The sequence below is a fragment of the Nonomuraea sp. NPDC049607 genome (genome assembly GCF_040675375.1).
Classification (GTDB): Bacteria; Actinomycetota; Actinomycetes; order Streptosporangiales; family Streptosporangiaceae; genus Nonomuraea.
Map to the genome: position 1 here is coordinate 224,591 of NZ_JBFAOV010000006.1, position 22,045 is coordinate 246,635.

The following is a 22,045-nucleotide window of genomic DNA, read 5'->3' on the forward strand; positions in this document are numbered from 1 at the left end:
GTGCCCGCCAAGGGCGAGAGCCGGTGGGTCCTGGCCGCGCGGGTCGTGGCCGTGGTCGCCGGCGGGCTGCTGCTCTACACCGCCTTCCCGCCGCTCGACTGGTGGCTGTGCGCCCCCGTCGGCATCGGCCTGATCGTCGCCGCCCTCCACCGCGCCCGTCCCCGCCGGGCCGCGTGGCTGGGCTACCTGGGCGCCGCCGTGTTCCTGTTCCCCACCCTCGCCTGGGTGCGCACGATCGGCGACGACGTCTGGGTCATGCTGGTGGCCACCGAGAGCGTGTTCTACGCCGTCATGGCCGCCCTGGCGGCGCTGGTGTTCCGGCTGCGCCTGTGGCCGCTGTGGTTCGGCGCGCTGTGGGTGATGATGGAGTGGGCCCGCAGCCTGGTGCCCGTCGGCGGCTTCCCGTGGGCGCGGGTGGCCTTCAGCCAGGGCGAGTCCCTGTTCACCTCCTACGCCGCGCTGGGCGGCGCGCCGCTGGTGTCCTTCGCCGTCGCCCTGTGCGGCGCGCTGCTGGCCCACGCCGTCCTGGTGCGCCCCGCGGCCGCCCTGCGCAGGGCCGTCCCGGTGGCCCTGGCGCTGGCCGTGCCGCTGCTCACGCTCGTCCTGCCGAGGCCGGGCGACGAGGGGCGCTCGATCAACGTGGGCATCGTGCAGGGCAACGTCCCGGGGCGCGGCATGCACCCGCTCGGCGACGAGCCGGCCGTCGTCCTGCGCAACCACGCCGAGCAGACCAAGCGCCTGGCCGACGCCGTGCGCGCCGGCACCCTGCCCAGGCCCGACCTCGTCGTCCTGCCCGAGAACTCCACCGACATCGACCCCTACACCAGCGCCTTCGCCCGCCAGGTCATCGACGAGTCGGTCAGGTACGTCGGCGTCCCCACCCTGGTCGGCGCCGTCGTGGCCATCGGCGACGAGAACCGGGCCACGCGCAGCCTGGTGTGGGACCCGGTGACCGGTCCCGGCGCCTACTACGACAAGCAGCACCTGGTGCCGTTCGGGGAGTACACGCCGTTCAAGGAGATCGTGCTGGCGCTGTGGGAGCGGGCCAACCTGGTCGGCAGGCAGTCGGTCGCGGGCACGAAGCCGGGCGACCTGAAGCTCGGCCCGGTCACGATCGGCGCGGTCAACTGCTACGAGGTCGCCTACGACGACACCGTGCGCGGCACCGTGCGCGCCGGCGGCACCCCGCTGGTGGTGCAGACCAACAACGCCAGCTACGCGCTGTCCAACCTGCCGCCGCAGCAGCTCGCGATGTCCAAGCTGCGCGCCGTCGAGCACAACAGGGCCGTCGTGACCGCCGCCACGACTGGGATCTCCGCATATGTCACGCCTGACGGTAAAGTCTCCTGGCAGACCCGTGAACTTGTCCCCGACATGAACGTGGTCACGGTGCCCGTACGCACCCAGGAAACGATCGCCACAAAGGTGGGCGAGCTTCCTGAATGGGCATTGATGTTGATGGGAGCGGTGGCTGTCGGAGTCGCCGCACTGCGCGGCAGGCGAGGCGACCGAATGGGGAACGGCTCATGATGGAGACTCTCGGCCGGGTGCTCGTCGTCGTCCCGACCTACAACGAGCGCGACAACCTGCCCGCGATCGTCGAGCGCGTCCGCGCCGCCCTGCCGGACGCCCACGTGCTGGTGGCCGACGACAACAGCCCCGACGGCACCGGCGAGGTCGCCGACGGCCTGGCCGAGGCCGACGAGCACGTCCACGTGCTCCACCGGCCGGGCAAGCAGGGGCTGGGCGCGGCCTACATCGCCGGGTTCCGCTGGGGGCTGGGCGAGGGCTACGACGTGCTGGTCGAGATGGACGCCGACGGCTCCCACCAGCCCGAGGAACTGCCCAAGCTGCTGCAGGCGCTGGCCGACGGCGCCGACCTGGCGATCGGCTCCCGCTACGTGCCCGGCGGCAAGGTGGTCAACTGGCCCCACCGGCGCGAGCTGCTGTCCAAGGGCGCCAACGTCTACACCCGCGTGATGCTCGGCCTGCCGGTGCGCGACGCCACCGCCGGGTTCCGCGCCTACCGGGCCTCCACGCTGGAGAAGGTGGGCCTGTCCGGGGTCGAGTCGCAGGGCTACTGCTTCCAGGTCGACCTCACGCTCCGCACGTCCAGGCACGGGCTGCGGGTGGTGGAGGTGCCGATCACGTTCGTCGAGCGCACGGTCGGCAAGAGCAAGATGAACGGCAAGGTCATGTCCGAGGCGTTGTGGCGCATCGGCATGTGGGGCGTCACCGGCCTGCCCCGCCGCCTGCGCCGCACGCGCGGCTGACCGGCACCGGGATCCGCGTCCAGGAACGCGGGCGGCCCGCCGGACGTTGTTCCTGATGTACGTGTGCGCGGAATCGAGGAAACGATGCGGCTGCTGCTGTTCCTGGCCTTGCTGGGCGTCCCGGTGCTGGAGGTCTGGCTGCTGATCCAGGTCGGATCGATGATCGGCGGCTGGCCGACCGTGGGCCTGCTCGTCGCCGGTACCCTGCTGGGCGCCTGGCTGGTGCGCCGCGAGGGCCGCCGGGCCTGGCGGCGGCTGCAGGCGGCCCTGTCGGAGGGCCGGGTGCCCGACCGCGAGCTGGCCGACGGCGGCCTGGTGCTGGCCGGCGGCGTGCTGCTGATGATCCCGGGCTTCTTCACCGACCTCGTCGGCTTCGTCTTCGTGCTGCCGTTCACCCGGCCGCTGATGCGGCGGCTGTCGTCGTGGTTCTTCGACCGGCGGGTCAAGCGGATGGCGGCGGCCTCGCCGTACGCGAACCTGTTCCCGTCGTCGCCCGGCGTGGACCGGGCTCCGCAGGGCGGCAGGGTCGTGCACGGCGAGGTCATCCGCGACGACCAGGACGCCTGACCCTGCGCTACCAGCGCCGGTAGACCTCCTCGGCCCAGCCGTACAGGCCGTCGACCGTCACGCTCTCGCCGTCGTCGGCGACGACCGTGCCGCGGTAGTGGCCGAACGCCTGGGCCTCCTGGCTGCGCATGTAGAACGCGCGCCGCACGTCGGCCTCGCGCACGTGCTCGGGCACGAACTCCAGGTCGACGCGGTCGCCGACGATGTGCCAGGGCGCGCGCCAGTCGGAGGTGTCGTACCGCCAGACCAGCTCCTCGCTGATCTTGTGCAGGCGGCCGTCGAGGATGAGGCCGTTCTCCACGCTGCCGGTGCCGTCGGTCCACTTGCCGCCGATCTGCAGGGCGACGTCGCGGCCGCCGGGCCGTCCGGCGGCGGCGCCCCAGTTCCAGCGGATGTCGCCGGGCCAGCGCCCGCGCCCGAGGTCGAGCGTGGCGAGGGCGTCGGCGGGGTCGAACTCGTGGGTCACCCCGTTGACGCGGACGGTGCCCTCGGCGGGCCGGCCGACGTCCTTGACCGTGTACTGGAAGCGGCGACGGCTCCAGGGCACCACGACCGACAGGCTCTCGCGGCCCGGAACCCGCCGCACGAGCACGTCGGCGGTGATCTCGGCGGACTTCAGCCGCAGCCGGGTGCCGTCGGCGGTCTCGTCGACGCTGATGCGCACCGGCCCGGCGCCGATGCGCACGCTGCCCTCGCCGCCGCGCTCGGAGAAGGACACGCCCCTGGCCGGGACGAGCAGCCCCCGGCTGGAGACCTGTTCGCCGGTGCGCCGGTCGAGGAAGAACGCCGACTCGCCGGCCAGGTAGTCGAGGCTGCTGGCGCTGAAGGCGAACACGTGCCCGGGGCTGGTGACGCACCAGTAGTCCCAGCGCATGGTGCGGCCCCAGCCGCGGATGTTGGCGCGGTGGAGCGGGGTGCGGCTCCAGCCGACCGCGGCCGGGTTGAGCCGGCCGTCGGGCAGGCACAGGTCGACCCGGCGGGTGATCTCGCGCTCGGCGACCGCGCGCGGGCTCGTCTTCATCGTGCTCTCCGTCATCGTCCCAGCCCCACGCTGAGGTACTTGTACTCCAGGTAGTCGGCCACCCCGTGGTGGCCGCCCTCGCGTCCGTAGCCGCTGCTCTTGATGCCGCCGAAGGGCGCCTGCGGCGGCGCCAGCGGGCCGCCGTTCACGGTGACCATGCCGAACTGCAGCTCCTCGGCCACCCGCAGGGTCCTGGTCAGGTCGTTGGTCCACACGTACGCGGTCAGCCCGTACGGGGTGGCGTTGGCGCGTTCGACGACCTTGTCGCAGTCGTCGAACTCCAGCACCGGCGCGACCGGCCCGAACGTCTCCTCGCGGCAGACCAGCATGTCCTCGCTCACCCCGCCCAGCACGGTCGCCGGGTAGTACGTGCCCGCCCCCTCGGGACGGCTCCCGCCGGTCAGGACGGCCGCGCCGCGGGCGACGGCGTCCTCGACGTGCCTGGCGACCTTGGCCACGGCCGCCTCGTCGATGAGCGGGCCCAGCTCGGCCGCCCGCGCCTGGCGTACCAGCTCGGCGGTGAAGTCGGCGGCCAGGGAGGAGTGGACGAAGATGCGGTTGGGCGAGGTGCAGGCCTGCCCGGCGTTGAGGAACTTGCTGCGGGCCACCGCGCGGGCGGCGGCGACCGGGTCGGCGTCGGGGAAGACCAGCACGGGCGCGTGCCCGCCCAGCTCGACGCTGAGCCGCTTGACGTCGTGGGCGCTCTGCCTGATCAGCTCGCGGCCGACCTCGGTGGAGCCGGTGAAGGACACCTTGCGCACCCGCGGGTCGCCCATCACGGCCTGGCCGAACCCGGCCGGGCGGGACGTGGTGACCAGGTTGAACACGCCCGGCGGCAGCCCGGCCGCGACGAACGCCTCGGCCACCGCGATCGCCGAGAGCGGCGTCTGCTCGGCCGGCTTCAGCACGACCGTGCACCCGGCGGCCAGCGCCGGGCCGAGCTTGCGGGTGATCATCGAGACCGGGAAGTTCCACGGGGTGATGCCGGCCACCACGCCGACCGGCTCGGGCAGCAGCCAGATGCGGTTGCCCTCGTGCGCGCCGGGCACGGTCTCGCCGTACAGACGGCGGGTCTCCTCGGCGGCCCACAGCAGGTGGTCGGCGCCCGAGAGCACCTCGCCGGTCGCCTCGGCGAGCGGCTTGCCCTGCTCGGCCGTCATGATCGCGGCGATCTGATCGGCCCGCTCGGTCAGCTCGCGCGCGGCGGCCCGCATGAGGTCGGCGCGCTCGTGCGCGGGCATGGCCCGCCACCCGGGCAGCGCGGCCGCGGCGGCGTCGATCGCCTGCGTGGCCAGCTCGGGACCGCAGTCGGCGACCTGCGCCAGCGGCTCGCCGGTGGCGGGCGAGCGGACGGTGAAGGTCTGGTCGGCCTCCTGCCATGCGGCTCCGACGAGAGCCTTGCGGATGTCAGCCATGTGTCTCCTGGATTCCTTCGATGAGCGCCTTCATGGCGGCCATCTCATGTGCGTGCTGCAGCTTGCCCGCCAGCGGGATGTCGCCCGCCACCAGGGCGTTCCTGATGGCGATGTGCTCGGCGTGCGACTTGGGCAGCCGCCAGGGCACCAGGCGGAAGCCGCGCTGGGCGGTCTCCGTACGGGACCACAGGCTCTGCAGCATGCGGTGGGTGAGCTTGCTGTGCTCGGTGTCGCACAGCAGGGAGTGGAAGCGCCGGTTGAGGCGGGCGAAGGCGGCGACGTCCTCGCGGGCGACGGCGGTCTCGCACTCGGCGAGCACCGCGTCGACCTCGGCCAGCCGCGCGCCCTCCAGCGGCACGCCGCCCAGCTCCAGCGCCAGCGCGGTGAGCGCGGCCCGGACGCTGTAGAGCTCGCGCACGTTGGCCACCGTGAGCTCGGCGACCACGGCGCCGACGTGCGGCCGCTCGACCAGCCAGTCCTCCGAGCACAGCTGCTTGATCGCCTCGCGGACGGGCGTCTCGCTGATGCCCACGGCCTCGGCCACCACCCGGGTGGTGATCTTCGTGCCGGGAGGCGCCTCGCCGCTCATGATCAGATGTTTGATGTGCTCCGCCGCCAGATCCGCCTTGGTGCGGAAGGGGGAACGCGATTCGGCCATGGTTGAGGAGCCCTTCAGACCCGCTGGACGGTGAGCGGCTCGATCGCCGCGTGGTCCAGCTCTACACCGATTCCGGGCCCCGTCGGAACGGCGACGAGACCGCGGGAGTCGGGCAGCAGCGGTTCGGTCAGCATGGCGTGGAACACCTCCGGGACGATCACCGGCGGATCGTAGGGGTACTCCAGCCAGTCGCAGTTCGGCAGGGAGGCGCAAAGCTGCAGGTTGCCCGCCACGCCCAGCCCGGTGGCCCAGGCGTGCGGGATGACCTTGCGCTGCCGGGCGGCGGCCATGGCGCCGAAGTCGCGCAGCGCGCCGATCTCCTCGCTCTCGTTCGCGTCGGGCTGAAAGATGTCGAAGCAACCATCCTCCAGCATGCGCACGAGCTGGCCGATGCCCCGGTTGTGCTCGCAGCCCGCGATCGGGATCGGCGAGGCCGCCGTCAGCTCGCACAGGGCGCGGTAGTCGTGCCGGGGCAGCGGCTCCTCCAGCCACGCCACACCGAGTCCGGCCAGTTCCCTGGCCGTGGTGAGGGCGCGCTCGAAGTCCCAGATCAGACGGGTGCCGTCGGGGGCGTAGCGCCACCGGGCGGCCGCCTGGTTGGCGTCCACCATGATCGCGACGTCGGGGCCGACCGCCTCGCGCACGGCGGCGACCTGCCGCACGTCCTCGGCGACGGTGGCCGCGTGCACCCGCAGCTTGATCCCCTGGAAGCCCCGCTCGACGGCGGCCAGGGCGTCCTCGGCCCGCTGGGCCGGGTCGCGGAGCTCGCCGAAGCTCGCGTACGCGCGGACAGCTCCCGAGTGTCCGCCCCAGAGCTTGTACAGCGGCTGCCCGCAGGCCTTGCCGACGGCGTCCCACACGGCGACGCCGACGACCCACGGCCGGGGGAAGACGTACTCGGCCACGTACCGCAGCCGGTTGGCGACGTGCGTGGTGTCGAAGGCGTCCAGGCCGACGAGCTGCGGGCGGATCCAGCCGTGGATCGCCTCCAGCAGCATCGGCCCGGTGCCGTGCCCCATGTCGCCGCCGGACACGCCGACGATGCCCTCGTCGGTCTCGACCTCGACGATGACCGCCGACATCGCCCGGTGCGCGCCCTCCGGGGCCCACGACGGCACGAACGGCCTGGGGTAGGGCAGTTCGATGACCCGCGCGCGGACGTCTGTGATCCTCATCGGCTCCTCACCCCTTGGTCGCGCCGTCCGCGAGACCCTTGATCAGGTACTTCTGCACCAGCAGCGCGAAGACCACCACGGGCAGCACGGTCAGCACGCCGACCGCGGCCAGCGGCCCCCACATCCCGCCCTTCTCGGTGTCGGCCGCGATCCCGGCGATGGCGACGGGGATGGTGACCGCCCGGTCGTTGGTGAGGATCAGCGCGAACAGCAGCTCCTCCCAGGCCAGGATGATGCAGAAGATCAACGTCGAGACCAGCCCGGTCAGGCTCGTCGGCACGATGATGCGGAAGAACGCGCCGAAGCGCGAGCAGCCGTCGATCATCGCCGCCTCCTCCAGCTCCTTGGGCAGCCCGCGGAAGAAGGCCCGCATCAGCCACACCACGTACGGCACCAGGAAGGTCACGTACGCCAGGATCACGGTGATGTACTGGTCGGTCAGCCCGAGCTTCCTGGCCACCAGGAACAGCGGCACCACCAGCGCGATCGGCGGCACCGCGCGGGAGGCCAGGATGAGGCCGCCCACCACGCCCGCGCCGCGCATCCGCAGCCGCGACAGCGCGTACCCGGCCATCGAGCCGGCGACCATGGAGATGGCCGAGGCGCCCGCCGCCACGATGACCGTGTTGATCATTCGGGGCAGGATGCGCGCCTGCTGGAAGTAGCTGACGTAGTTGTCGAGGGTGAACTCGCTCAGCCACCGCGGCGGCACCGTGAAGATGTCCCTGGGCAGCTTGAACGAGATCGAGACCATGTAGAGCACGGGGAACAGGAAGGCCAGCGTCACCAGGACGGCCCCGGTGACGGCCGCGTACCGTCTCACCATCGGTTCTCCAGACGCCGGGTCACACGGAACAGGACAAAGGTGATCAGCATGGTCAGGACCAGCACGATCGTCGCCATCGAGGAGGCCGAGCCGAACTCCAGGCTCCGGAACCCCTTCTCGTAGATGTAGAGGTTGATGACGTTGGTCGAGTTGCCCGGCCCGCCCCTGGTGGCCGCCAGCGCGATGTCGAACATCTTGACCGCGCCCAGCCAGCGCACCACGAACGCGGCGGCCATCACCGGCACCAGCAGCGGCAGCGTGATGCGCCGCAGGATCGCCCAGCGGCCGGCGCCGTCGGACCTGGCGGCCTCGTACACGTCGCCGGGCAGGGCCATGATCCCGGCCGAGGCGATGAGCACCACGAACGGCGTCCACCGCCAGGTGTCGATGACGATCAGGCTGACCATGGCCAGCGTCGGGTCGCCGATCCACTCCACCGGCCCGACGCCGACCAGGCCGAGGGTGTAGTTGACCACGCCCCACAGCGGGTCGAGCAACATCCGCCACACGCCGCCGGCGACCACCGGGGCCACCACCATCGGGATGAGGAACAGGGCGCGCAGCACGCCCCGCCCCCGCCAGGCGACGTTGAGCAGGAACGCGATGGCGAACCCGAGCACCATCTGCAGCGGCAGCGCGATCACCAGGTAGACCCCGGTGACCTTGAGCGAGTCCAGGAAGCCCGGATCGTGCAGCACGGCCTCGTAGTTGCGCCAGCCGACCCATCCGGACGGCTGGAAGGAGGCCAGGTCGAAGTCGGACACGCTGACCCAGGCCGTGTACAGGATCGGGTAGAGCAGCATGCCCGCCAGCAGGAGCAGGGCGGGGGCGAGGAAGAGCCAGGCCGTGCCCGGCTCTCCCAGTCGGGCACGCCTCACTGGTTGTAGCCCTTGGACTTCAGCAGGTCGGTGATCTCCTTGGCGGCCTGGTCGATCGCCTGCTGCGCGGTGGCCTGACCGGACATGGCCCGGCTGGTCTGCAGCGCCAGGATCTGCTGCACGGCGTCGGACTCGGGCAGCCTGGGCCGCCACATCTCACCCTTGGAGACGACGTCGTAGCCGTCCTTGAGCGCCTTGTAGACCGGGCCGGCCCACTCCGCCGGCGGCGTGCCGTCGAGGCTGGAGTTGCGGGCGGGGAAGGTGCCGAACGCCTTGCCGGTGAACTGCTCGCCCTCCTTGGAGGTCACCCACTGCAGCCACGTCCAGGCGGCGGCCGGGTGCGTGGACTTCTTGGAGATGCCCGCCGTCCAGATGCCGCGGTGGGCGCCGGGCGCGGCCGATCCGGCGGGCAGGGTGGTGATGCCCACCTGCTCGGGGGTCAGGGTGGTGGTCTCCTTGTCCACGGCGGTGCCCTTGAAGACGCTGCCCCACATGAACATGGTGGCCGTCTTGCCCTGCCGGAAGGCCTCCAGCGGCTCGTTGAACTGGTACGTGCTGGCGCCGGGCGGCGCGTACTTGAGCAGGTCCACCTGCGTCTGCAGGGCCTTGACGCCGGCGGGGGTGCCGAAGGCGACCTTCGTCCCGTCGAGGATCTTGCCGCCGTCGGAGTTGAGCACGGTCTGCCACACCGTGGGGGTGAGCGGGTCCTTGGTGAAGTACGTGCCCACGGCCCAGGAGTCGGTCTTGCCGTCGCCGTCGGTGTCCTGGACGAGCTTGGGGGCGTCTTTGAAGTACTGCTCCCAGGTCGTCTGCGCGGTCGGCTCGGCCACCCCGGCCTTCTTGTACAGCGCCTTGTTGTAGAACATCAGCAGCAGGTTCGAGCGCACGGGCACGGCGTACTGCTTGCCCTCCCACTCCCCGGCGGCCAGCGGCGAGGCGTTGAAGTCGGCCCAGTCGTAGCCGGGATCGTTCCACTTGGCCAGCTCGGGGCCCTTGAGGTCGTACAGGGCGCCGGTCTTGGCGAGCTGCGGCAGCCAGGGGTCGTCGGCGAGCACCACGTCGTAGGTGGCGGTGGTGCCGGTCAGCTCCAGCATCGTCTTGGGGAGCTGGTCGTTGTAGGGCGCGCCGTCGACGGTGACCTTGATGTTGGGGTACTTCTTGGTGAACTCCGGCACGAGCTTGTCCTGCCACTGCTTGGCGAACGCGTCGTTGGCGATCACGCGGATCGACACCGGGGCCTGCGCCGTGCCGAGGCCGCCGCCGTCGGCCGCGACCTCCTCCGACGGCGAGCCGCAGGCGGCGACGCTGAGCGCGAGCACGGCCGCGGCCGTGACGAGCCGGGTGTTGTTCAACACTTGTGTCCTCCCGGAGGGGAATGGGGGATTTCAGGCGGAGGGGGCGACGGCGAGCTTGACGACGTCCCGGCCGTCCAGCGGGTGGCCCGAGCCCAGGGCTTCGAGCGCCTCGCGGACCCGGCCGAGCGGCACGCGGTGGCTGACCACGCGCTCGAAGGGGCTGCCGCCGCGTTCCAGGATCGTCAGCGCCTGGTGGTAGCGGCGCTGCATGTCGGGGCCGGCGCCGTAGACGCCGGCGATCGTGAGGTCCCGCTTCAGCAGGTCGCTGTACGGGTTGAAGGGGACGGCGCCGCGGTCGGTGAAGTTGCCCAGCTCGGCCAGCACGCCGCCGTCGGCGACCAGGCCGAGCGCCTCGGTGAACGCCTCGGGCGAGCCCGCCGTGCCGATGACGGCGTCGGCGCCCTCGCGTCCCAGCGCGTCGAAGACCGCCCAGCGGCGCGCGGCGGGTTCCTCGCCGAGGCCGACGACGGCGTCCGCGCCGAGCAGCGCGGCCAGTTCCAGGCGGGCGCCGGGCGCGCCGACGGCGACCACCCTGGCCGCCCCGGCGGCGCGGGCGGCGACCACGGCCATCAGGCCGATCGCGCCGACGCCCTGGACCACGACGGTGGAGCCGATCCGGATCGCGGAACGTTCCACGCCGTGCAGGGCCACCGACAGCGGCTCCTGCAGCACGGCGACCTCGGCGGGCAGATCGGTCCGGTAGAACACCGTTCCCGCGTTGGAGGCGTACAGGTGGGTGGCGAAACCGCCGGTCAGGTACGGTGGCCGGTCGGCGGGGGAGGCGAACCCGTAGGACGGCCGCCGGTCCGGGCAGTTCCCCGGCCTGCGGCGCACCTGGCACTCGAAGCACCGGCCGCAGCTCAGCGACGGGAAGACGCCGACCCGGTCGCCGACGGCCACCGGCCGGCCGGCGTGGTCGGTCCCGACGCCGTCACCGAGCGCCGCCAGCCGGCCGACGATCTCGTGCCCGAGCAGCGCGGGGAACCGCACGCTGGCCAGCCGTCCCCGGTAGATGTGGGCGTCCGTGCCGCACATGCCGCACAGCTCCACCTCCAGGACGAACTGCCCCGGGCCGGGTTCCGGCAGGGCGTACTCGCGCACCTCCACCGCTCCCGCGACGTCGGTGACGATCGCCGCGCGTGCCGTCGCGTCCATGCACCGCCTCCTGCATTCTGCTTTCTATAGAATGTGGAAGACGGTAGTTCGTCCGGTTTTGAACGGTCAATCCTTGTTACCGGAATGTTTCTGAGGCCACGTCCACGAAGTAGGCCCGCAGCAGCGTGCGTCCCTGCTCGATCATGGCCGGATCGCCCTGCTGCGTCGCCGAGAACGTCAGGTACAGCACCGCCGCCGTGCACTGGATGGCCAGCCGCATCACCCGGTACGGGTCGGGCAGCGGCGGCAGCCCCGCCTCCTCCAGCGCGAACTGGTAGAGCCGCTCGGCCAGCACGTCCCCGCTCTCCTGCACGCTCCCGGCGGGCAGGAACGACGCGCCGCCCGGCCGGGTGTCGGCGAAGTCGACCACGGTGAAGCCCGGCACGCTCCTGCGCATCGCCACCGTCTCGGCCAGCACCAGCTCGGCCGCCCGCGGCCAGGTCAGCGGCGGCTCCTCGGCGACCCGGGCGCGCAGCCGGGCCAGCAGGACCTCCAGGTTGCGCAGCGCCAGCTCGCGCAGCATGCCGGGCTTGCCGTCGAAGAACTGGTAGATGGTGCCGGCGGGTACCTTGGCGCTCCTGGCGACGTCGGAGATCGTGAGGGCGTCCAGGCCGACCTCGTCCAGCAGGCGGGCGCAGGCGTCGAGGATGCGTTCGACCCTGTCGATGCTGCGCCTTTGGACCGGCCGCCGCCGGATGCCCGGGTTCTCCACGGACAAGTCTTAACATAACGGCCTGTCATGTTCTAACGTGACATCCTCTCACGTTCCCCCCGGAGGACATGCATGGCCGAAATGCGCCTCGCGCCTGAGAAACGGGTCACCGCAGGCTGGATGTCCCTGCTGGCACTGGCCCAAATGGGGGTCATCATGGCGATGACCGTCGGAAACCAGATCCTGCTCCCCTCCCACGTGGCGCGCATCGACCCCCAGCACAAGGAGGCGTCCCTGGCGGTGGTGTTCGCCGTCGCCGCCGTGTGCACGATCGTGGCCAACCCGCTGTTCGGCGCCCTGTCCGACCGCACCCGCTCCCGGATGGGCCGGCGCCGCCCCTGGGTCGCGGGCGGCGCGCTGGTCTGCGCCGCGTCCCTGGTCTTCCTGTCCCGCCAGGACTCGCTGGCCGGGCTGGTCGTCGGCTGGGCGGTCGCCCAGCTCGCCTTCACCGCCGCGCTCGCCACCGCCATCGCCACCGTGCCCGACCTCGTGCCGATCCAGCAGCGGGGCAAGGCCTCGGCGCTGGCCGGCGTGGGCCAGCTCGCCGGGCCGCTGCTCGGCGGGGTCGTCGTCACCGTCGTGGCGACCGGCTCGCAGGCCGGGTTCGTGGCCATGGCGATCCTGATCCTGCTGCTGGTGCTGCCGTTCAGCCTGTTCACCAGGGAGCCCGCCACCGCGCCGGCCGACCTGCCCCCGTTCGACCTGCGCTCACTCCTGCGCGGCTTCCGCATCAGCCCGCGCAGGCATCCCGACTTCGCCTGGGCCTGGCTGAGCCGCTTCCTGATCACGCTCACCCTCGCCATGGCCATCGGCTACCTGCAGTACTACCTGCGCGACGGCGTCGGCTACGAGGCGCTTTTCCCCGGCTCCACCGTCGAGCAGGGCGTCGTGGTGCTGGTGGCGGTCTTCACGCTGAGCAGTGTCGTGCCCACGCTGCTGGCGGGCTGGCTGTCGGACCGGTCCGGCAACCGCCGGCCGGCCGTCTTCATCGGCGGCCTCACGATGGCCGCCTCCGGGCTCGTGCTGGCGTTCCTGACGAGCTGGCCTGCCGCGCTGGCCGCCAGCGTCCTGCTCGGCGCGGGCTACGGCATGTTCGCCGCCGTGGACCAGGCCATGGTCACCCAGCTCCTGCCCGCCGACGCCGACCGCGGCAAGGACCTGGGCATCGTCAGCCTGGCCAACTCCGCCTCCAGCACCCTCGGGCCGGTGATCGCCGCGCCCCTCGTCACCTCCGCGGGCGGCTACCCGCTCATGTACGCCGTCGCGGCGGCCTTCGCCGCGCTCGGCGCCTGCCTCATCTGGAGAATCCGCAGTGTCCGATAAATCCGCAGCAACCGACAACGCAGCATCTGAGAGGGCCGTGTCCGCCGCCTTCGACGGCGACGCCTGGTGGCGCGACGCCGTCGTCTACCAGATCTACCCCCGCAGCTTCGCCGACGCCGACGGCGACGGCCAGGGCGACCTGCCCGGCGCGCTGGCCCGCCTGGACCACCTGGCCGACCTGGGCGTGGACGCCGTCTGGCTGAGCCCGTTCTACCCCTCGCCGCTGGCCGACGGCGGCTACGACGTCGCCGACTACACCGACGTGGACCCCCGCTACGGCACCCTGGCCGACTTCGACGCCTACGTCGCCGCCGCCACGGCCAGGAACCTCAAGGTCGTCGTCGACATCGTGCCCAACCACTGCTCCTCGGCCCACCCGCGCTTCCGGCAGGCGCTGGCGGCCGGCCCCGGCAGCCCCGAACGCGAGTGGTTCGTCTTCCGCGACGAGCCCAACAACTGGCAGTCCATGTTCGGCGGCCCCGCCTGGACCCAGGCGCCCGACGGCCAGTGGTACCTGCACCTGTTCGACTCCGCCCAGCCCGACTGGAACTGGCGGCACCCCGGCGTGATCGCCATGTTCGAGAACGTGCTGCGGTTCTGGCTGGACCGCGGCGTGTCCGGCTTCCGCATCGACGTGGCCGCCATGCTGTTCAAGCAGGACGGCCTGCCGGACGTCGTCCCCGGCAGCCAGGGCGCCCCGCTGGCGCCCGGACAGTCGGCGGTGCCGTACGAGCACCAGCCCGAGCTGCTGGAGCTGTACCGGTCCTGGCGCAAGATCCTGGCCTCCTACCCGGGCCCGCGCGGCACGGTGGCCGAGATCTGGTTCGGCGACCCCGCCCAGGCCCGGCCCTACCTCACCGGCGACGGCCTGGCCCAGCTGTTCAACTTCCGGCTGATGCCCCTGCCGTGGTCGGCCGGCGAGTTCCGCGCGGTCATCGAGGAGTCCCACCTGCTGGCCCGCGAGACGGGCGGCTCGATCCCCTGGGTGCTGGGCAACCACGACGTGCCGCGCATGGCGACCAGGTTCGGCATCGACCAGGAGCTGGTCCGCGCGCCCACCGCCGACGTGCTGCTCGGCAGGATCGCCGTCGACCGCGAGCTCGGCCTCAGGCGCGCCCGCGCCGCCGCGCTGCTGCTGCTCGCCCTGCCCGGCGGCGCCTACCTCTACCAGGGCGACGAGCTGGGCCTGCCCGAGTACCTGGACATCCCGGACGAGGCGCGGCAGGACCCGATGTTCGAGCGCACCGGCCGCGCCTTCATCGGCCGGGACGGCTGCCGCGTGCCGCTGCCCTGGTCGGGCACGTCCGCGCCGTACGGGTTCGGCACGGGCGGCACCTGGCTGCCCCAGCCGGCCGACTGGGCCCCCCTCACCGTCGCCGCCCAGCGGGACGACCCCGCCTCCACGCTCGCCCTCTACCGCAGCGCGATCGCCCTGCGCCGCGAGCACCCCGCGCTCGGCGACGGCGACCTGACCTGGCTCGACGCCCCGCCCGGCGTGCTGGCCCTCACCCGCGAGCCCGGCTTCACCCTCATGGTCAACTTCGGCCCCGGCGCGGTGCCGCTGCCCCCGCACCACGACGTCCTGCTGGCCAGCGGCCCCCTGGACGGCGGCACGCTGCCCGCCGACACGGCGGTGTGGCTCTCGTGACCGCCGACCCGATCCCGCTGCCGGAGTACCCGCGCCCCCAGCTCGTCCGCGACAGCTACGTCAACCTCAACGGCCGCTGGCGGTACGCGATCAACGACGGCTCGCGGCCGGAGACCCACGACGGCGACATCCTCGTGCCGTACTCGCCGGAGGCGCCGCTGTCGGGGGTGGGCCGGCAGCTGCGGCCGGGGGAGACGCTGTGGTACCGCCGCTCGTTCGAGGCGCCTCCCGGGCCCGCCGGCGGCCGGGTGATCCTGCATTTCGGCGCGGTGGACCAGACCTGCCGGGTGTGGGTCAACGACGTCGAGGTCGGTGGCCACAGCGGCGGCTACCTGCCCTTCTCCTTCGACGTCACCGACGCCCTGACCGAGGGCGCCAACACCCTCGACGTGGCCGTACGGGACGACACCGACACCGGGTGGCAGTCGCGCGGCAAGCAGCGGCTGCGCCGCGGCGGCATCTGGTACACCGCCCAGTCGGGCATCTGGCAGACGGTCTGGGCCGAGCGCGTGCCCGCCCTGCACGTGGAACGGCTCACGCTGACGCCCGTGCTCGCCGAGGAGTGCGTCGAGGTGACCGTGCACGCCGTGAGCGGCGAGGCCGAGGTGGAGATCCTCGCCGGCGGGCAGGTGGCGGCGCGCGCCACCGTCCCGGCCGGGCGGCCGGTGCGCGTCCCGCTGCCCGGCGCCCGCCCGTGGAGCCCCGAGGACCCCTTCCTGTACGACGTGACCGTCTCGCTCGGCGACGACCGCGTCCGCGGCTACGTCGGCATGCGCTCCTTCTCCGTCGGCCCCGACGCCGAGGGCGTGCCCAGGCTGCTGCTGAACGGCCGGCCGTACTTCCACGCCGGCATCCTCGACCAGGGCTACTGGCCGGACGGCCTGTACACGCCGCCCTCGGACGAGGCCATGGTCGACGACATCGTCATGATGAAACGGCTCGGCTTCACCATGCTGCGCAAGCACATCAAGATCGAGCCGCTGCGCTGGTACCACCACTGCGACCGGCTCGGCATGCTCGTCTGGCAGGACCTGGTCAACGGCGGCGAGAGCTACCGGCCGCTGGTCATCACCACCCCGGCGCTGCTGCCGCTGCGCTTGGACGACCGCCGCCACCACCGCTTCGGCCGGGCCGACGCCGAAGGTCGGGCCGCGTTCGAGGCCGAGCTGCGCGAGACCGTCGAGCACCTGCGCAACGTGGTGAGCCTGGCGGTCTGGGTGCCGTTCAACGAGGGCTGGGGCCAGTTCGACGCCGCCCGGATCGCCGCCGAGCTGGCCCGCCTCGACCCCACCCGCACGATCGACCACGCCAGCGGCTGGCACGACCAGCGCGCGGGCGACCTGCTCAGCCTGCACGTGTACTTCCGCCGCTTCCGCCCGCCCCGCCCGGACGGCCGCGTCCTGGTGCTGTCGGAGTACGGTGGCTACAGCCTGCCCGTCGAGGGGCACACCTGGGGCGAGAAGGAGTTCGGCTACCGGCGTCACCGCACGGCCGAGGAGCTGGGCGCGGCGTTCGTCCGGCTGCACGAGGAGCAGATCGTCCCGGCCATCGCCAAGGGCCTGAGCGCCACCGTCTACACCCAGCTCTCCGACGTCGAGGACGAGCTGAACGGCCTGCTCACCTACGACAGGGCCGAGCTCAAGCTGCCCGCCGACCTCGTCCGCTCCGTCACCAGGAGGCTCGCCTTCCATGACCACCCATGAACGGGAGATCACCGCTCCGACCGACCTGTGCCTGCCCGGCGGGCGGCTGAACCCCGCCGCGGTCGGCTGGACCCGCACGCCGCTGCACCGGGCCGTCCTGCGCGGCTGGGGACGCCGTAAGCGCTGGGAGTACTGGGGCGTCGTCACCCCCTCCCACATCATCGGCCTGGTGGCCTCCTCGCTGGACTACGCCGGGGTGCACGGCCTCTACGTGCTCGACCGGGCCACCGGCGTGGAGTTCGCCAAGGACGTGGTGGTGCCGCTGGCCCGCGGCGCCGTCTTCCCCGACCGCAGCGGCGCCGGGACGGTGTCCGTGCGCGGCGCCGGGCTGGCGATCGACATCCGGCAGGACCCGGCAGGCACCGTGATCCGCGCCGCCGCCCCCGACGTGCGCCTCGACCTGGAGGTGCCGCTGCCGGAAGGGCACGAGTCGCTCGGCGTCGTGGTGCCCTGGGGGCCCGACCGGTTCCAGTACACGGTCAAGGACGTCGGCCGCCCGGCGCGCGGCCGGCTGCGGCTCGGGACGAAGGAGTTCGCCATCGACGACGCGGACTCCTTCGCCGTCCTCGACCACGGCCGGGGGAAGTGGCCGTACGCGGTCACCTGGAACTGGGCGGCCGGCAGCGGGCCCGGCAGGGCCGTCCAGCTCGGCGGCAAGTGGACCGACGGCACCGGCGTCACCGAGAACGCCCTGTTCACCGGCGGCCGGCTGCACAAGATCGGTGACGAGCTGGAGTGGACCTACGACCGCGGCGACTGGCTGCGCCCGTGGCGGATCACCGGCCCGCGGGTCGAGGTGGAGTTCCGGCCCTTCCACGAGAAGGTGGCCCGCACCCAGCTCGTCGTGGTGGGCAGCGAGACCCACCAGTGCTTCGGCCACTTCTCCGGCCGCGTCCAGGACGACGACGGCGTGTGGGTGGACCTCGACGGCCTGACCGGCTGGGCCGAGGAGGCCCGCAACCGCTGGTAGCCGTCGCGGGCACAGCAAAACCCCCGGGCGTCGCCCGGGGGTTTTCACCGTGAGAAGTGGTCAGGCGCTCTTGCGTCGCTGGGCGCGCAAGACCGCGAGTCTCTCGTTGAGCACCTCTTCCAGGTCCTCGATGGACCGCCGCTCCAGCAGCATGTCCCAGTGGGTCCGTGGGGGCTTGGTCTTCTTCGACTCCGGCTGCTCACCGTCGACCCGCACCGCGGTCGCGCCGCACATGCGGCACTCCCAGGTCGCGGGGATCTCGGCCTCGGCGGCAAGCGGAACCTCGAAGCGATGGCCCTTAGGACAGGTGTAGGACACCTCCTGGCGTGGGGCCAGATCCGTGTTACGGTCGTTCTCGTAGCTGGTTGCCCCGAGCCGGGTGCCACGAAGCGCGCGCTCGCCCATGTCTAAATGCCTCCTACAGGGCCCCCATACGTGGGGGGTCTGTCTCCCACGGTGTCTAACGCTTGGTACCGTGATGGGATTCCCACCCGCGGGGTGATCCAATCGCGCTTGGGGCCTCGGGTATTCGAGCCCGCTCTTACGGGGGCCGCGTCCTCAGGCCGCGGAGGCCGTCCGCGGGGCTCTGAGCAGGCTCGCGGCCAGCCACAACCCGCCGATCATGATGAGCGCGCCGTGCGCGATCCGCAGCGGGTACGGGCTGAAGAACTGCGGGATGAACAGCGCCAGGCCCAGCGCGAGCGCCGTCCCGGCCTCCTTGGGCAGGGTTCCCGAGCGCCACACGGCCACGGCCGCCATCACCCCGCCGGCGCCCATCAGCGCCAGCCCGGCGGCGAACATGGTGATCGCGAGCGAGTTGTAGCGGAACAGGGTGGCCAGCTCCATCAGCGCGGGCGCGCCGTCGCGCAGGGAACGTTCGGCTATGACATGCAGGCCGAAGTCCTCGGCGCCGTAGTAGGGGAGCGTCAGTCCGGCGCCGGTCCAGGTCACCGCGGCCGCGCGCAGGGACAGGCGGTCGCCGAGCACCTTGTGCAGCCCGAGAGCGCCCAGGCCGAGCAGCACGAACCCGAGCATCGCGGCCAGGTGGCCGGCGACCCACTCGGGCGAGGCCATGGCGGCGGCGTCGTCGGTGGACGGCCGCACCACCGGATACACGAACAGCAGGACGCCGGTGAGGGCGAAGGCGGCGGAGGTGAGGCGGGGGGAGGTCATCAATGCTCCTTGAGGAGGGCGTTGCTCTTTGATGAGAGCAATGCTCTCGTGACGGGATCCCCGCGTCAAGAGCACTGCTCTCTGTTCAGAGCGTCGCCTACCTCCGCGCATGTCAGGCCAGGAGCGGCACCAGCGTCCGGTCGCCGAGGCGGGTCATCGCCGCCAGCGGCGCGGAGGCCGCCCCCACCAGCAGCGGAAGGCCGGGCTTGCCCTTGTCCCTGGCGAGGCGGGGGCCCAGGGCGGCCATCAGCGCGGTCAGTCCGGGCAGGGGCCTGATCCACATCGTGATCTCCCGGACCAGGCCGTCCTCGTCCAGTTCGAGCTGGGCGACCTCGTTCAGCGGCTGGCGGCCGACCCGGGCGGTCGCGGTGAGCATGCGGGTGCGGGCGTCCCCGAGGTCGCTCTGGTAGCGCAGGTCCGACAGCACGTCGAAGACGGCCTCGAACAGCGTCCCCACCTGCTTCAGTCCGTTGAATCCGGCCCGGTAGCTCAGCGGGGAGTGGAACACCACGTCGTCGGCGAGCGTGGCCTTGAGCGCTTCGACGTCATGTGCCTCGCCGGCCTGGCGGTAGGCGGCGGCGGGTGAGTCCTGAATGTGAACTGTCATGGGTTCACTTTATCCACCCACTATCGTGGGTGCATGAACAGGTTCGGTGAGATGCACTGCTCCATCGCCCAGGCCGTCGGCGTCATCGGCGAGCCCTGGACGCCGCTGATCCTGCGCGACCTGTTCCTGGGCCTGCGCAGGTTCGACGACCTCGCCGAGGACCTGGGCATCTCGCGCAACCTGCTGGCCCGCCGGCTCGACCATCTCGTCGCCACGGGGGTCGTGGAGAAGCGGCCCTACCAGGAGCGTCCGGTGCGGCACGAGTACCTGCTGACCGAGGCCGGCCGTGACGTCGTGCCCGCGCTGCTGACCCTCATGGCCTGGGGCGACCGCTGGTCCACCCCGCCCGGCGGGCCGCCCGCGCTGCTGGTCCACTCCTGCGGGCGGGAGTTCACGCCGGTCGTCACCTGCCCCCACTGCGGCGGCGAGGCCACCGCCGAGACCGTGCTGCCGCTGCCCGGCCCGGGAGCCGCCCGGGGGCCGGGCACCATGGTCCTGGCCGCCGATCTGTGACGTCCCGTGTTTGACGCGCGACCCTTCGTGAGAGGACTCTCATCGCCCGCTCACGGCCGCCCCACGGCGGCCCCGCAGGCTGAGGGGACCGCGACGTCGATCAGGAGGCGTAGATGGATCTCATGCCACGGTGGCCGGCGTTGGCCGCCGCGCTCGCGTTCGTCCTCGGCGGGGGAGGGATGGTCCTTCCCGCCCAGGCGGCGGCCGGGCCTTCCGCGGCCCTCGTCCTGGCCGCCGCCTACGACGACGAGGGCGACGATGACAGTGACAGTGACGATGACGATGACGAGGCCGCCCCTCGGTCCGGGCGGGGCGAACCGGTCAGGAGGCAGGCGCACGCCCCACGGGGCGACGACGACGTCGAGGGCATCCCCGGCCTGGAGGCGCGCGACCCCCGGCCCCACGACCCTGTCAGCGGCCCGGCGGAGGCCCCCAGGCAGGCCGAGATCCGGCTGGAGAGCGGCACCACGACCGGCGGCGGGCACGTCGGCCCGATGGTGCTGCTGGCCATCCTCGGCACCGGCGCCCTGGTGGGCACCTCGTACTGGCTCTCGCGCCGCTACGGCCCCTGACGGGGGTCAGATCCGGGAGGGGACCTCGTTGCCTGCCGCCCTGATGGCCTTGGGCAGGTTCGTCAGGGCGAGCAGCACGAAGCCCGCCACGAAGAATATGATCATGGACACGATGGCGATCCGGTAGCTGTTGGTGACCTGCAGCGCGATCGTCACGGTCAGCGACCCGATGAACGCCGACCCCTTGTCGCTGATCTGCAGCAGGCTGAAGTACTCCGCCTCCCGCCCCTTCGGGATCACCTGCGAGAACAGCGACCGCGACAACGCCTGCGTGCCGCCCAGCACGATCGCGATGGCGAAGGCCATCAGGTAGAACTGCAGCGCCTGCCCCTCGCCGACGAACATCGCCACCACCACGATCGCCGTCCACACCACCAGGCTGGCCAGCACCGTGCGCTTGGTGCCGAAGCCGCGCGCCAGCCACCCCAGCAGCAGCGCCCCGAAGAACGCCACGAACTGCACCATCAGGATCGCCGTGATCTGCACGGTCTTGTCCAGCTTGAGCGCCTCGGAGGCGAACGCCGCGCTGTTGCCGATGACCGTCTGCACGCCGTCGTTGTAGACCAGGTAGGCCACCAGGAACAGCAGCGTCAGCGGGTAACGCCGCAGCTCGGCCAGCGTACGGCCGAGCTGGCGGAAGCTGCCGCCCACCGAGCGCAGCGCCGTGGTCTCGTGCGCCGCCACCGGACGGTTGCGCAGCCGCAGCAGCGGGATGACCGTGAAGGTGGCCCACCACAGCCCGGCCGACATCATGCTGATGCGCACCGCCATGCCCTCGCTCAGCCCGAGGCTGTCGTGCTGCAGGAACAGCGCCAGGTTGAGCAGGAGCAGCAGCCCACCGCCGAGGTAGCCGATCGCCCAGCCGCGCGAGGAGACCCCGTCGCGCTCCTCGGGGGTGGAGATCTGCGGCAGGAAGGAGTCGTAGACCACCACCGAGGAGCCATAGGCCAGGTTGGCCACCATGAACAGCACGCCGCCCAGCAGGTAGCGGTCGCCCTCGACGAAGTACAGGCACATGGCGGCCAGCGCGCCGACGTAGGCGAACCCGCCGAGCAGCTCCCGCTTGCGGCCGGTGTGGTCGGCCAGCGCGCCCACGATGGGCAGGAACACGATCTGCAGGAAGACCGCCACCGTCAGCGTCAGCCCGAAGAAGGCCGCGGGCCTGATGTCGGCGCCGAGCACGTCGACGTACCCCAGGCCGGGGTGGCGCAGGACCAGCGTGTCGAACTGGGACACGCACGTGTCGGAGGCCAGCGCCGGGAAGTCCTTGGCGCAGGCGGCGGTCTTGGCGACCGGGATCAGGTACGGGCCCAGGAAGACCGAGATGACCGTGGTGTAGAAGGCCGAGTTGGCCCAGTCGTAGAAGTACCAGCCGCGCTGTTCGCGACGGCGGGCCGCGGGGGAGTCGTCGAGCTCCGCGGGGGATGCGGTGGAGGCCATGGTGTCGTGTCGCTCCTCTGCGGCCGGGCGGCCGGCGGGCCTCGCGCTGCCCGGCAACGGG

General features: G+C 72.2%; 22 protein-coding genes. 9 read left to right on the forward strand and 13 right to left on the reverse strand.

Annotation, left to right across the window (positions count from 1 at the left end; translation table 11 throughout):
- Positions 1 to 51: 51 nt before the first annotated feature.
- The 3 genes from lnt to AB0J97_RS14885 all read left to right on the forward strand — a co-directional run bounded on the left by lnt (position 52) and on the right by AB0J97_RS14885 (position 2,840).
- Positions 52 to 1,530: an apolipoprotein N-acyltransferase gene (lnt, locus tag AB0J97_RS14875; RefSeq protein ID WP_364088800.1), complete on the forward strand. Its 1,479-nt coding sequence runs from the start codon at positions 52 to 54 to the stop codon at positions 1,528 to 1,530.
- Entirely contained in the window at positions 1,527 to 2,273 is a 747-nt protein-coding gene (locus AB0J97_RS14880; protein ID WP_357704917.1) for a polyprenol monophosphomannose synthase, read from the forward strand. The genes lnt and AB0J97_RS14880 overlap by 4 nt, the downstream gene beginning before the upstream one ends.
- A gap of 84 nt (positions 2,274 to 2,357) precedes the next feature.
- Entirely contained in the window at positions 2,358 to 2,840 is a 483-nt protein-coding gene (locus AB0J97_RS14885; protein WP_357704919.1) for an FxsA family protein, read from the forward strand.
- A gap of 7 nt (positions 2,841 to 2,847) precedes the next feature.
- Here the strand turns inward: AB0J97_RS14885 and AB0J97_RS14890 are convergent, their stop codons facing one another.
- The 9 genes from AB0J97_RS14890 to AB0J97_RS14930 all read right to left on the reverse strand — a co-directional run bounded on the left by AB0J97_RS14890 (position 2,848) and on the right by AB0J97_RS14930 (position 12,035).
- A complete protein-coding gene (locus tag AB0J97_RS14890; protein ID WP_364088441.1) occupies positions 2,848 to 3,861 on the reverse strand; it encodes a DUF2804 domain-containing protein in 1,014 nt (337 codons plus the stop codon).
- 11 nt (positions 3,862 to 3,872) lie between these two features.
- A complete protein-coding gene (locus tag AB0J97_RS14895; protein WP_364088446.1) occupies positions 3,873 to 5,276 on the reverse strand; it encodes an NAD-dependent succinate-semialdehyde dehydrogenase in 1,404 nt (467 codons plus the stop codon).
- Positions 5,269 to 5,934: a GntR family transcriptional regulator gene (locus tag AB0J97_RS14900; RefSeq protein ID WP_125637421.1), complete on the reverse strand. Its 666-nt coding sequence runs from the start codon at positions 5,932 to 5,934 to the stop codon at positions 5,269 to 5,271. Before AB0J97_RS14900 ends, AB0J97_RS14895 begins: the two co-directional genes overlap by 8 nt.
- Before the next feature lie 14 nt (positions 5,935 to 5,948).
- Positions 5,949 to 7,109 (reverse strand): mandelate racemase/muconate lactonizing enzyme family protein, encoded by a 1,161-nt coding sequence (locus AB0J97_RS14905; protein ID WP_357704928.1) that lies wholly within the window; start codon positions 7,107 to 7,109, stop codon positions 5,949 to 5,951.
- 7 nt (positions 7,110 to 7,116) lie between these two features.
- Entirely contained in the window at positions 7,117 to 7,935 is an 819-nt protein-coding gene (locus tag AB0J97_RS14910) for a carbohydrate ABC transporter permease (protein WP_357704931.1), read from the reverse strand.
- Entirely contained in the window at positions 7,929 to 8,813 is an 885-nt protein-coding gene (locus tag AB0J97_RS14915; RefSeq protein ID WP_364088450.1) for a sugar ABC transporter permease, read from the reverse strand. The genes AB0J97_RS14910 and AB0J97_RS14915 overlap by 7 nt, the downstream gene beginning before the upstream one ends.
- Positions 8,810 to 10,168 carry a sugar ABC transporter substrate-binding protein gene (locus AB0J97_RS14920; RefSeq protein WP_364088452.1) on the reverse strand — a complete coding sequence of 453 codons (1,359 nt, stop codon included), beginning with the start codon at positions 10,166 to 10,168 and terminating at the stop codon, positions 8,810 to 8,812. The genes AB0J97_RS14915 and AB0J97_RS14920 overlap by 4 nt, the downstream gene beginning before the upstream one ends.
- Positions 10,169 to 10,198: 30 nt before the next feature.
- Complete coding sequence (locus tag AB0J97_RS14925; protein ID WP_364088454.1) at positions 10,199 to 11,323, reverse strand: alcohol dehydrogenase catalytic domain-containing protein; 1,125 nt, start codon at positions 11,321 to 11,323, stop codon at positions 10,199 to 10,201.
- 76 nt (positions 11,324 to 11,399) lie between these two features.
- Positions 11,400 to 12,035, reverse strand: coding sequence for a TetR/AcrR family transcriptional regulator (locus AB0J97_RS14930; RefSeq protein WP_364088803.1), 636 nt, complete (start codon positions 12,033 to 12,035; stop codon positions 11,400 to 11,402).
- A gap of 72 nt (positions 12,036 to 12,107) precedes the next feature.
- Here AB0J97_RS14930 and AB0J97_RS14935 point away from each other — a divergent pair, with 72 nt between their 5' ends.
- Genes AB0J97_RS14935 through AB0J97_RS14950 form a run of 4 tightly spaced genes read left to right on the forward strand, consistent with a single transcriptional unit; the run spans position 12,108 to position 17,679 of the window.
- A complete protein-coding gene (locus AB0J97_RS14935; RefSeq protein WP_364088456.1) occupies positions 12,108 to 13,358 on the forward strand; it encodes an MFS transporter in 1,251 nt (416 codons plus the stop codon).
- Between the two features lie 37 nt (positions 13,359 to 13,395).
- Positions 13,396 to 15,006 (forward strand): glycoside hydrolase family 13 protein, encoded by a 1,611-nt coding sequence (locus AB0J97_RS14940; RefSeq protein WP_364088458.1) that lies wholly within the window; start codon positions 13,396 to 13,398, stop codon positions 15,004 to 15,006.
- Entirely contained in the window at positions 15,003 to 16,709 is a 1,707-nt protein-coding gene (locus tag AB0J97_RS14945; protein WP_364088460.1) for a sugar-binding domain-containing protein, read from the forward strand. The genes AB0J97_RS14940 and AB0J97_RS14945 overlap by 4 nt, the downstream gene beginning before the upstream one ends.
- Positions 16,696 to 17,679: a DUF2804 domain-containing protein gene (locus tag AB0J97_RS14950; RefSeq protein WP_364088462.1), complete on the forward strand. Its 984-nt coding sequence runs from the start codon at positions 16,696 to 16,698 to the stop codon at positions 17,677 to 17,679. The genes AB0J97_RS14945 and AB0J97_RS14950 overlap by 14 nt, the downstream gene beginning before the upstream one ends.
- 60 nt (positions 17,680 to 17,739) lie before the next feature.
- Here AB0J97_RS14950 and AB0J97_RS14955 read toward each other — a convergent pair whose 3' ends face one another.
- From AB0J97_RS14955 to AB0J97_RS14965, 3 genes are all read right to left on the reverse strand, one after another.
- Entirely contained in the window at positions 17,740 to 18,084 is a 345-nt protein-coding gene (locus AB0J97_RS14955) for an RNA polymerase-binding protein RbpA (RefSeq protein WP_043625492.1), read from the reverse strand.
- A gap of 153 nt (positions 18,085 to 18,237) precedes the next feature.
- Positions 18,238 to 18,852, reverse strand: a complete 615-nt coding sequence (locus AB0J97_RS14960; protein WP_364088465.1) for a hypothetical protein — start codon at positions 18,850 to 18,852, stop codon at positions 18,238 to 18,240.
- A 112-nt stretch (positions 18,853 to 18,964) separates the two neighbouring features.
- Positions 18,965 to 19,459, reverse strand: a complete 495-nt coding sequence (locus AB0J97_RS14965; protein WP_357709665.1) for a nuclear transport factor 2 family protein — start codon at positions 19,457 to 19,459, stop codon at positions 18,965 to 18,967.
- Between the two features lie 33 nt (positions 19,460 to 19,492).
- Between AB0J97_RS14965 and AB0J97_RS14970 the strand changes: the two genes are divergently transcribed.
- Together AB0J97_RS14970 and AB0J97_RS14975 are read left to right on the forward strand one after the other, a co-directional pair.
- A complete protein-coding gene (locus tag AB0J97_RS14970) occupies positions 19,493 to 19,972 on the forward strand; it encodes a helix-turn-helix domain-containing protein (RefSeq protein WP_357709670.1) in 480 nt (159 codons plus the stop codon).
- Between the two features lie 113 nt (positions 19,973 to 20,085).
- Positions 20,086 to 20,544, forward strand: coding sequence for a hypothetical protein (locus AB0J97_RS14975; RefSeq protein ID WP_364088470.1), 459 nt, complete (start codon positions 20,086 to 20,088; stop codon positions 20,542 to 20,544).
- Positions 20,545 to 20,550: 6 nt separating this feature from the next.
- Here the strand turns inward: AB0J97_RS14975 and AB0J97_RS14980 are convergent, their stop codons facing one another.
- Positions 20,551 to 21,984, reverse strand: coding sequence for an MFS transporter (locus AB0J97_RS14980; RefSeq protein ID WP_364088472.1), 1,434 nt, complete (start codon positions 21,982 to 21,984; stop codon positions 20,551 to 20,553).
- Between the last annotated feature and the right edge of the window lie 61 nt (positions 21,985 to 22,045).

What these genes read in the sequence shown, in the direction of transcription:
- AB0J97_RS14880 (WP_357704917.1), top strand. Translation starts at nt 1,527, where the DNA reads ATGATGGAGACTCTCGGCCGGGTGCTCGTCGTCGTCCCGACCTACAAC.
- AB0J97_RS14885 (WP_357704919.1), top strand. Translation starts at nt 2,358, where the DNA reads ATGCGGCTGCTGCTGTTCCTGGCCTTGCTGGGCGTCCCGGTGCTGGAG.
- AB0J97_RS14890 (WP_364088441.1), bottom strand. Translation starts at nt 3,861, where the DNA reads ATGAAGACGAGCCCGCGCGCGGTCGCCGAGCGCGAGATCACCCGCCGG.
- AB0J97_RS14895 (WP_364088446.1), bottom strand. Translation starts at nt 5,276, where the DNA reads ATGGCTGACATCCGCAAGGCTCTCGTCGGAGCCGCATGGCAGGAGGCC.
- AB0J97_RS14900 (WP_125637421.1), bottom strand. Translation starts at nt 5,934, where the DNA reads ATGGCCGAATCGCGTTCCCCCTTCCGCACCAAGGCGGATCTGGCGGCG.
- AB0J97_RS14905 (WP_357704928.1), bottom strand. Translation starts at nt 7,109, where the DNA reads ATGAGGATCACAGACGTCCGCGCGCGGGTCATCGAACTGCCCTACCCC.
- AB0J97_RS14910 (WP_357704931.1), bottom strand. Translation starts at nt 7,935, where the DNA reads ATGGTGAGACGGTACGCGGCCGTCACCGGGGCCGTCCTGGTGACGCTG.
- AB0J97_RS14925 (WP_364088454.1), bottom strand. Translation starts at nt 11,323, where the DNA reads ATGGACGCGACGGCACGCGCGGCGATCGTCACCGACGTCGCGGGAGCG.
- AB0J97_RS14935 (WP_364088456.1), top strand. Translation starts at nt 12,108, where the DNA reads ATGGCCGAAATGCGCCTCGCGCCTGAGAAACGGGTCACCGCAGGCTGG.
- AB0J97_RS14950 (WP_364088462.1), top strand. Translation starts at nt 16,696, where the DNA reads ATGACCACCCATGAACGGGAGATCACCGCTCCGACCGACCTGTGCCTG.
- AB0J97_RS14955 (WP_043625492.1), bottom strand. Translation starts at nt 18,084, where the DNA reads ATGGGCGAGCGCGCGCTTCGTGGCACCCGGCTCGGGGCAACCAGCTAC.
- AB0J97_RS14960 (WP_364088465.1), bottom strand. Translation starts at nt 18,852, where the DNA reads ATGACCTCCCCCCGCCTCACCTCCGCCGCCTTCGCCCTCACCGGCGTC.
- AB0J97_RS14965 (WP_357709665.1), bottom strand. Translation starts at nt 19,459, where the DNA reads ATGACAGTTCACATTCAGGACTCACCCGCCGCCGCCTACCGCCAGGCC.
- AB0J97_RS14970 (WP_357709670.1), top strand. Translation starts at nt 19,493, where the DNA reads ATGAACAGGTTCGGTGAGATGCACTGCTCCATCGCCCAGGCCGTCGGC.
- AB0J97_RS14975 (WP_364088470.1), top strand. Translation starts at nt 20,086, where the DNA reads ATGGATCTCATGCCACGGTGGCCGGCGTTGGCCGCCGCGCTCGCGTTC.
- AB0J97_RS14980 (WP_364088472.1), bottom strand. Translation starts at nt 21,984, where the DNA reads ATGGCCTCCACCGCATCCCCCGCGGAGCTCGACGACTCCCCCGCGGCC.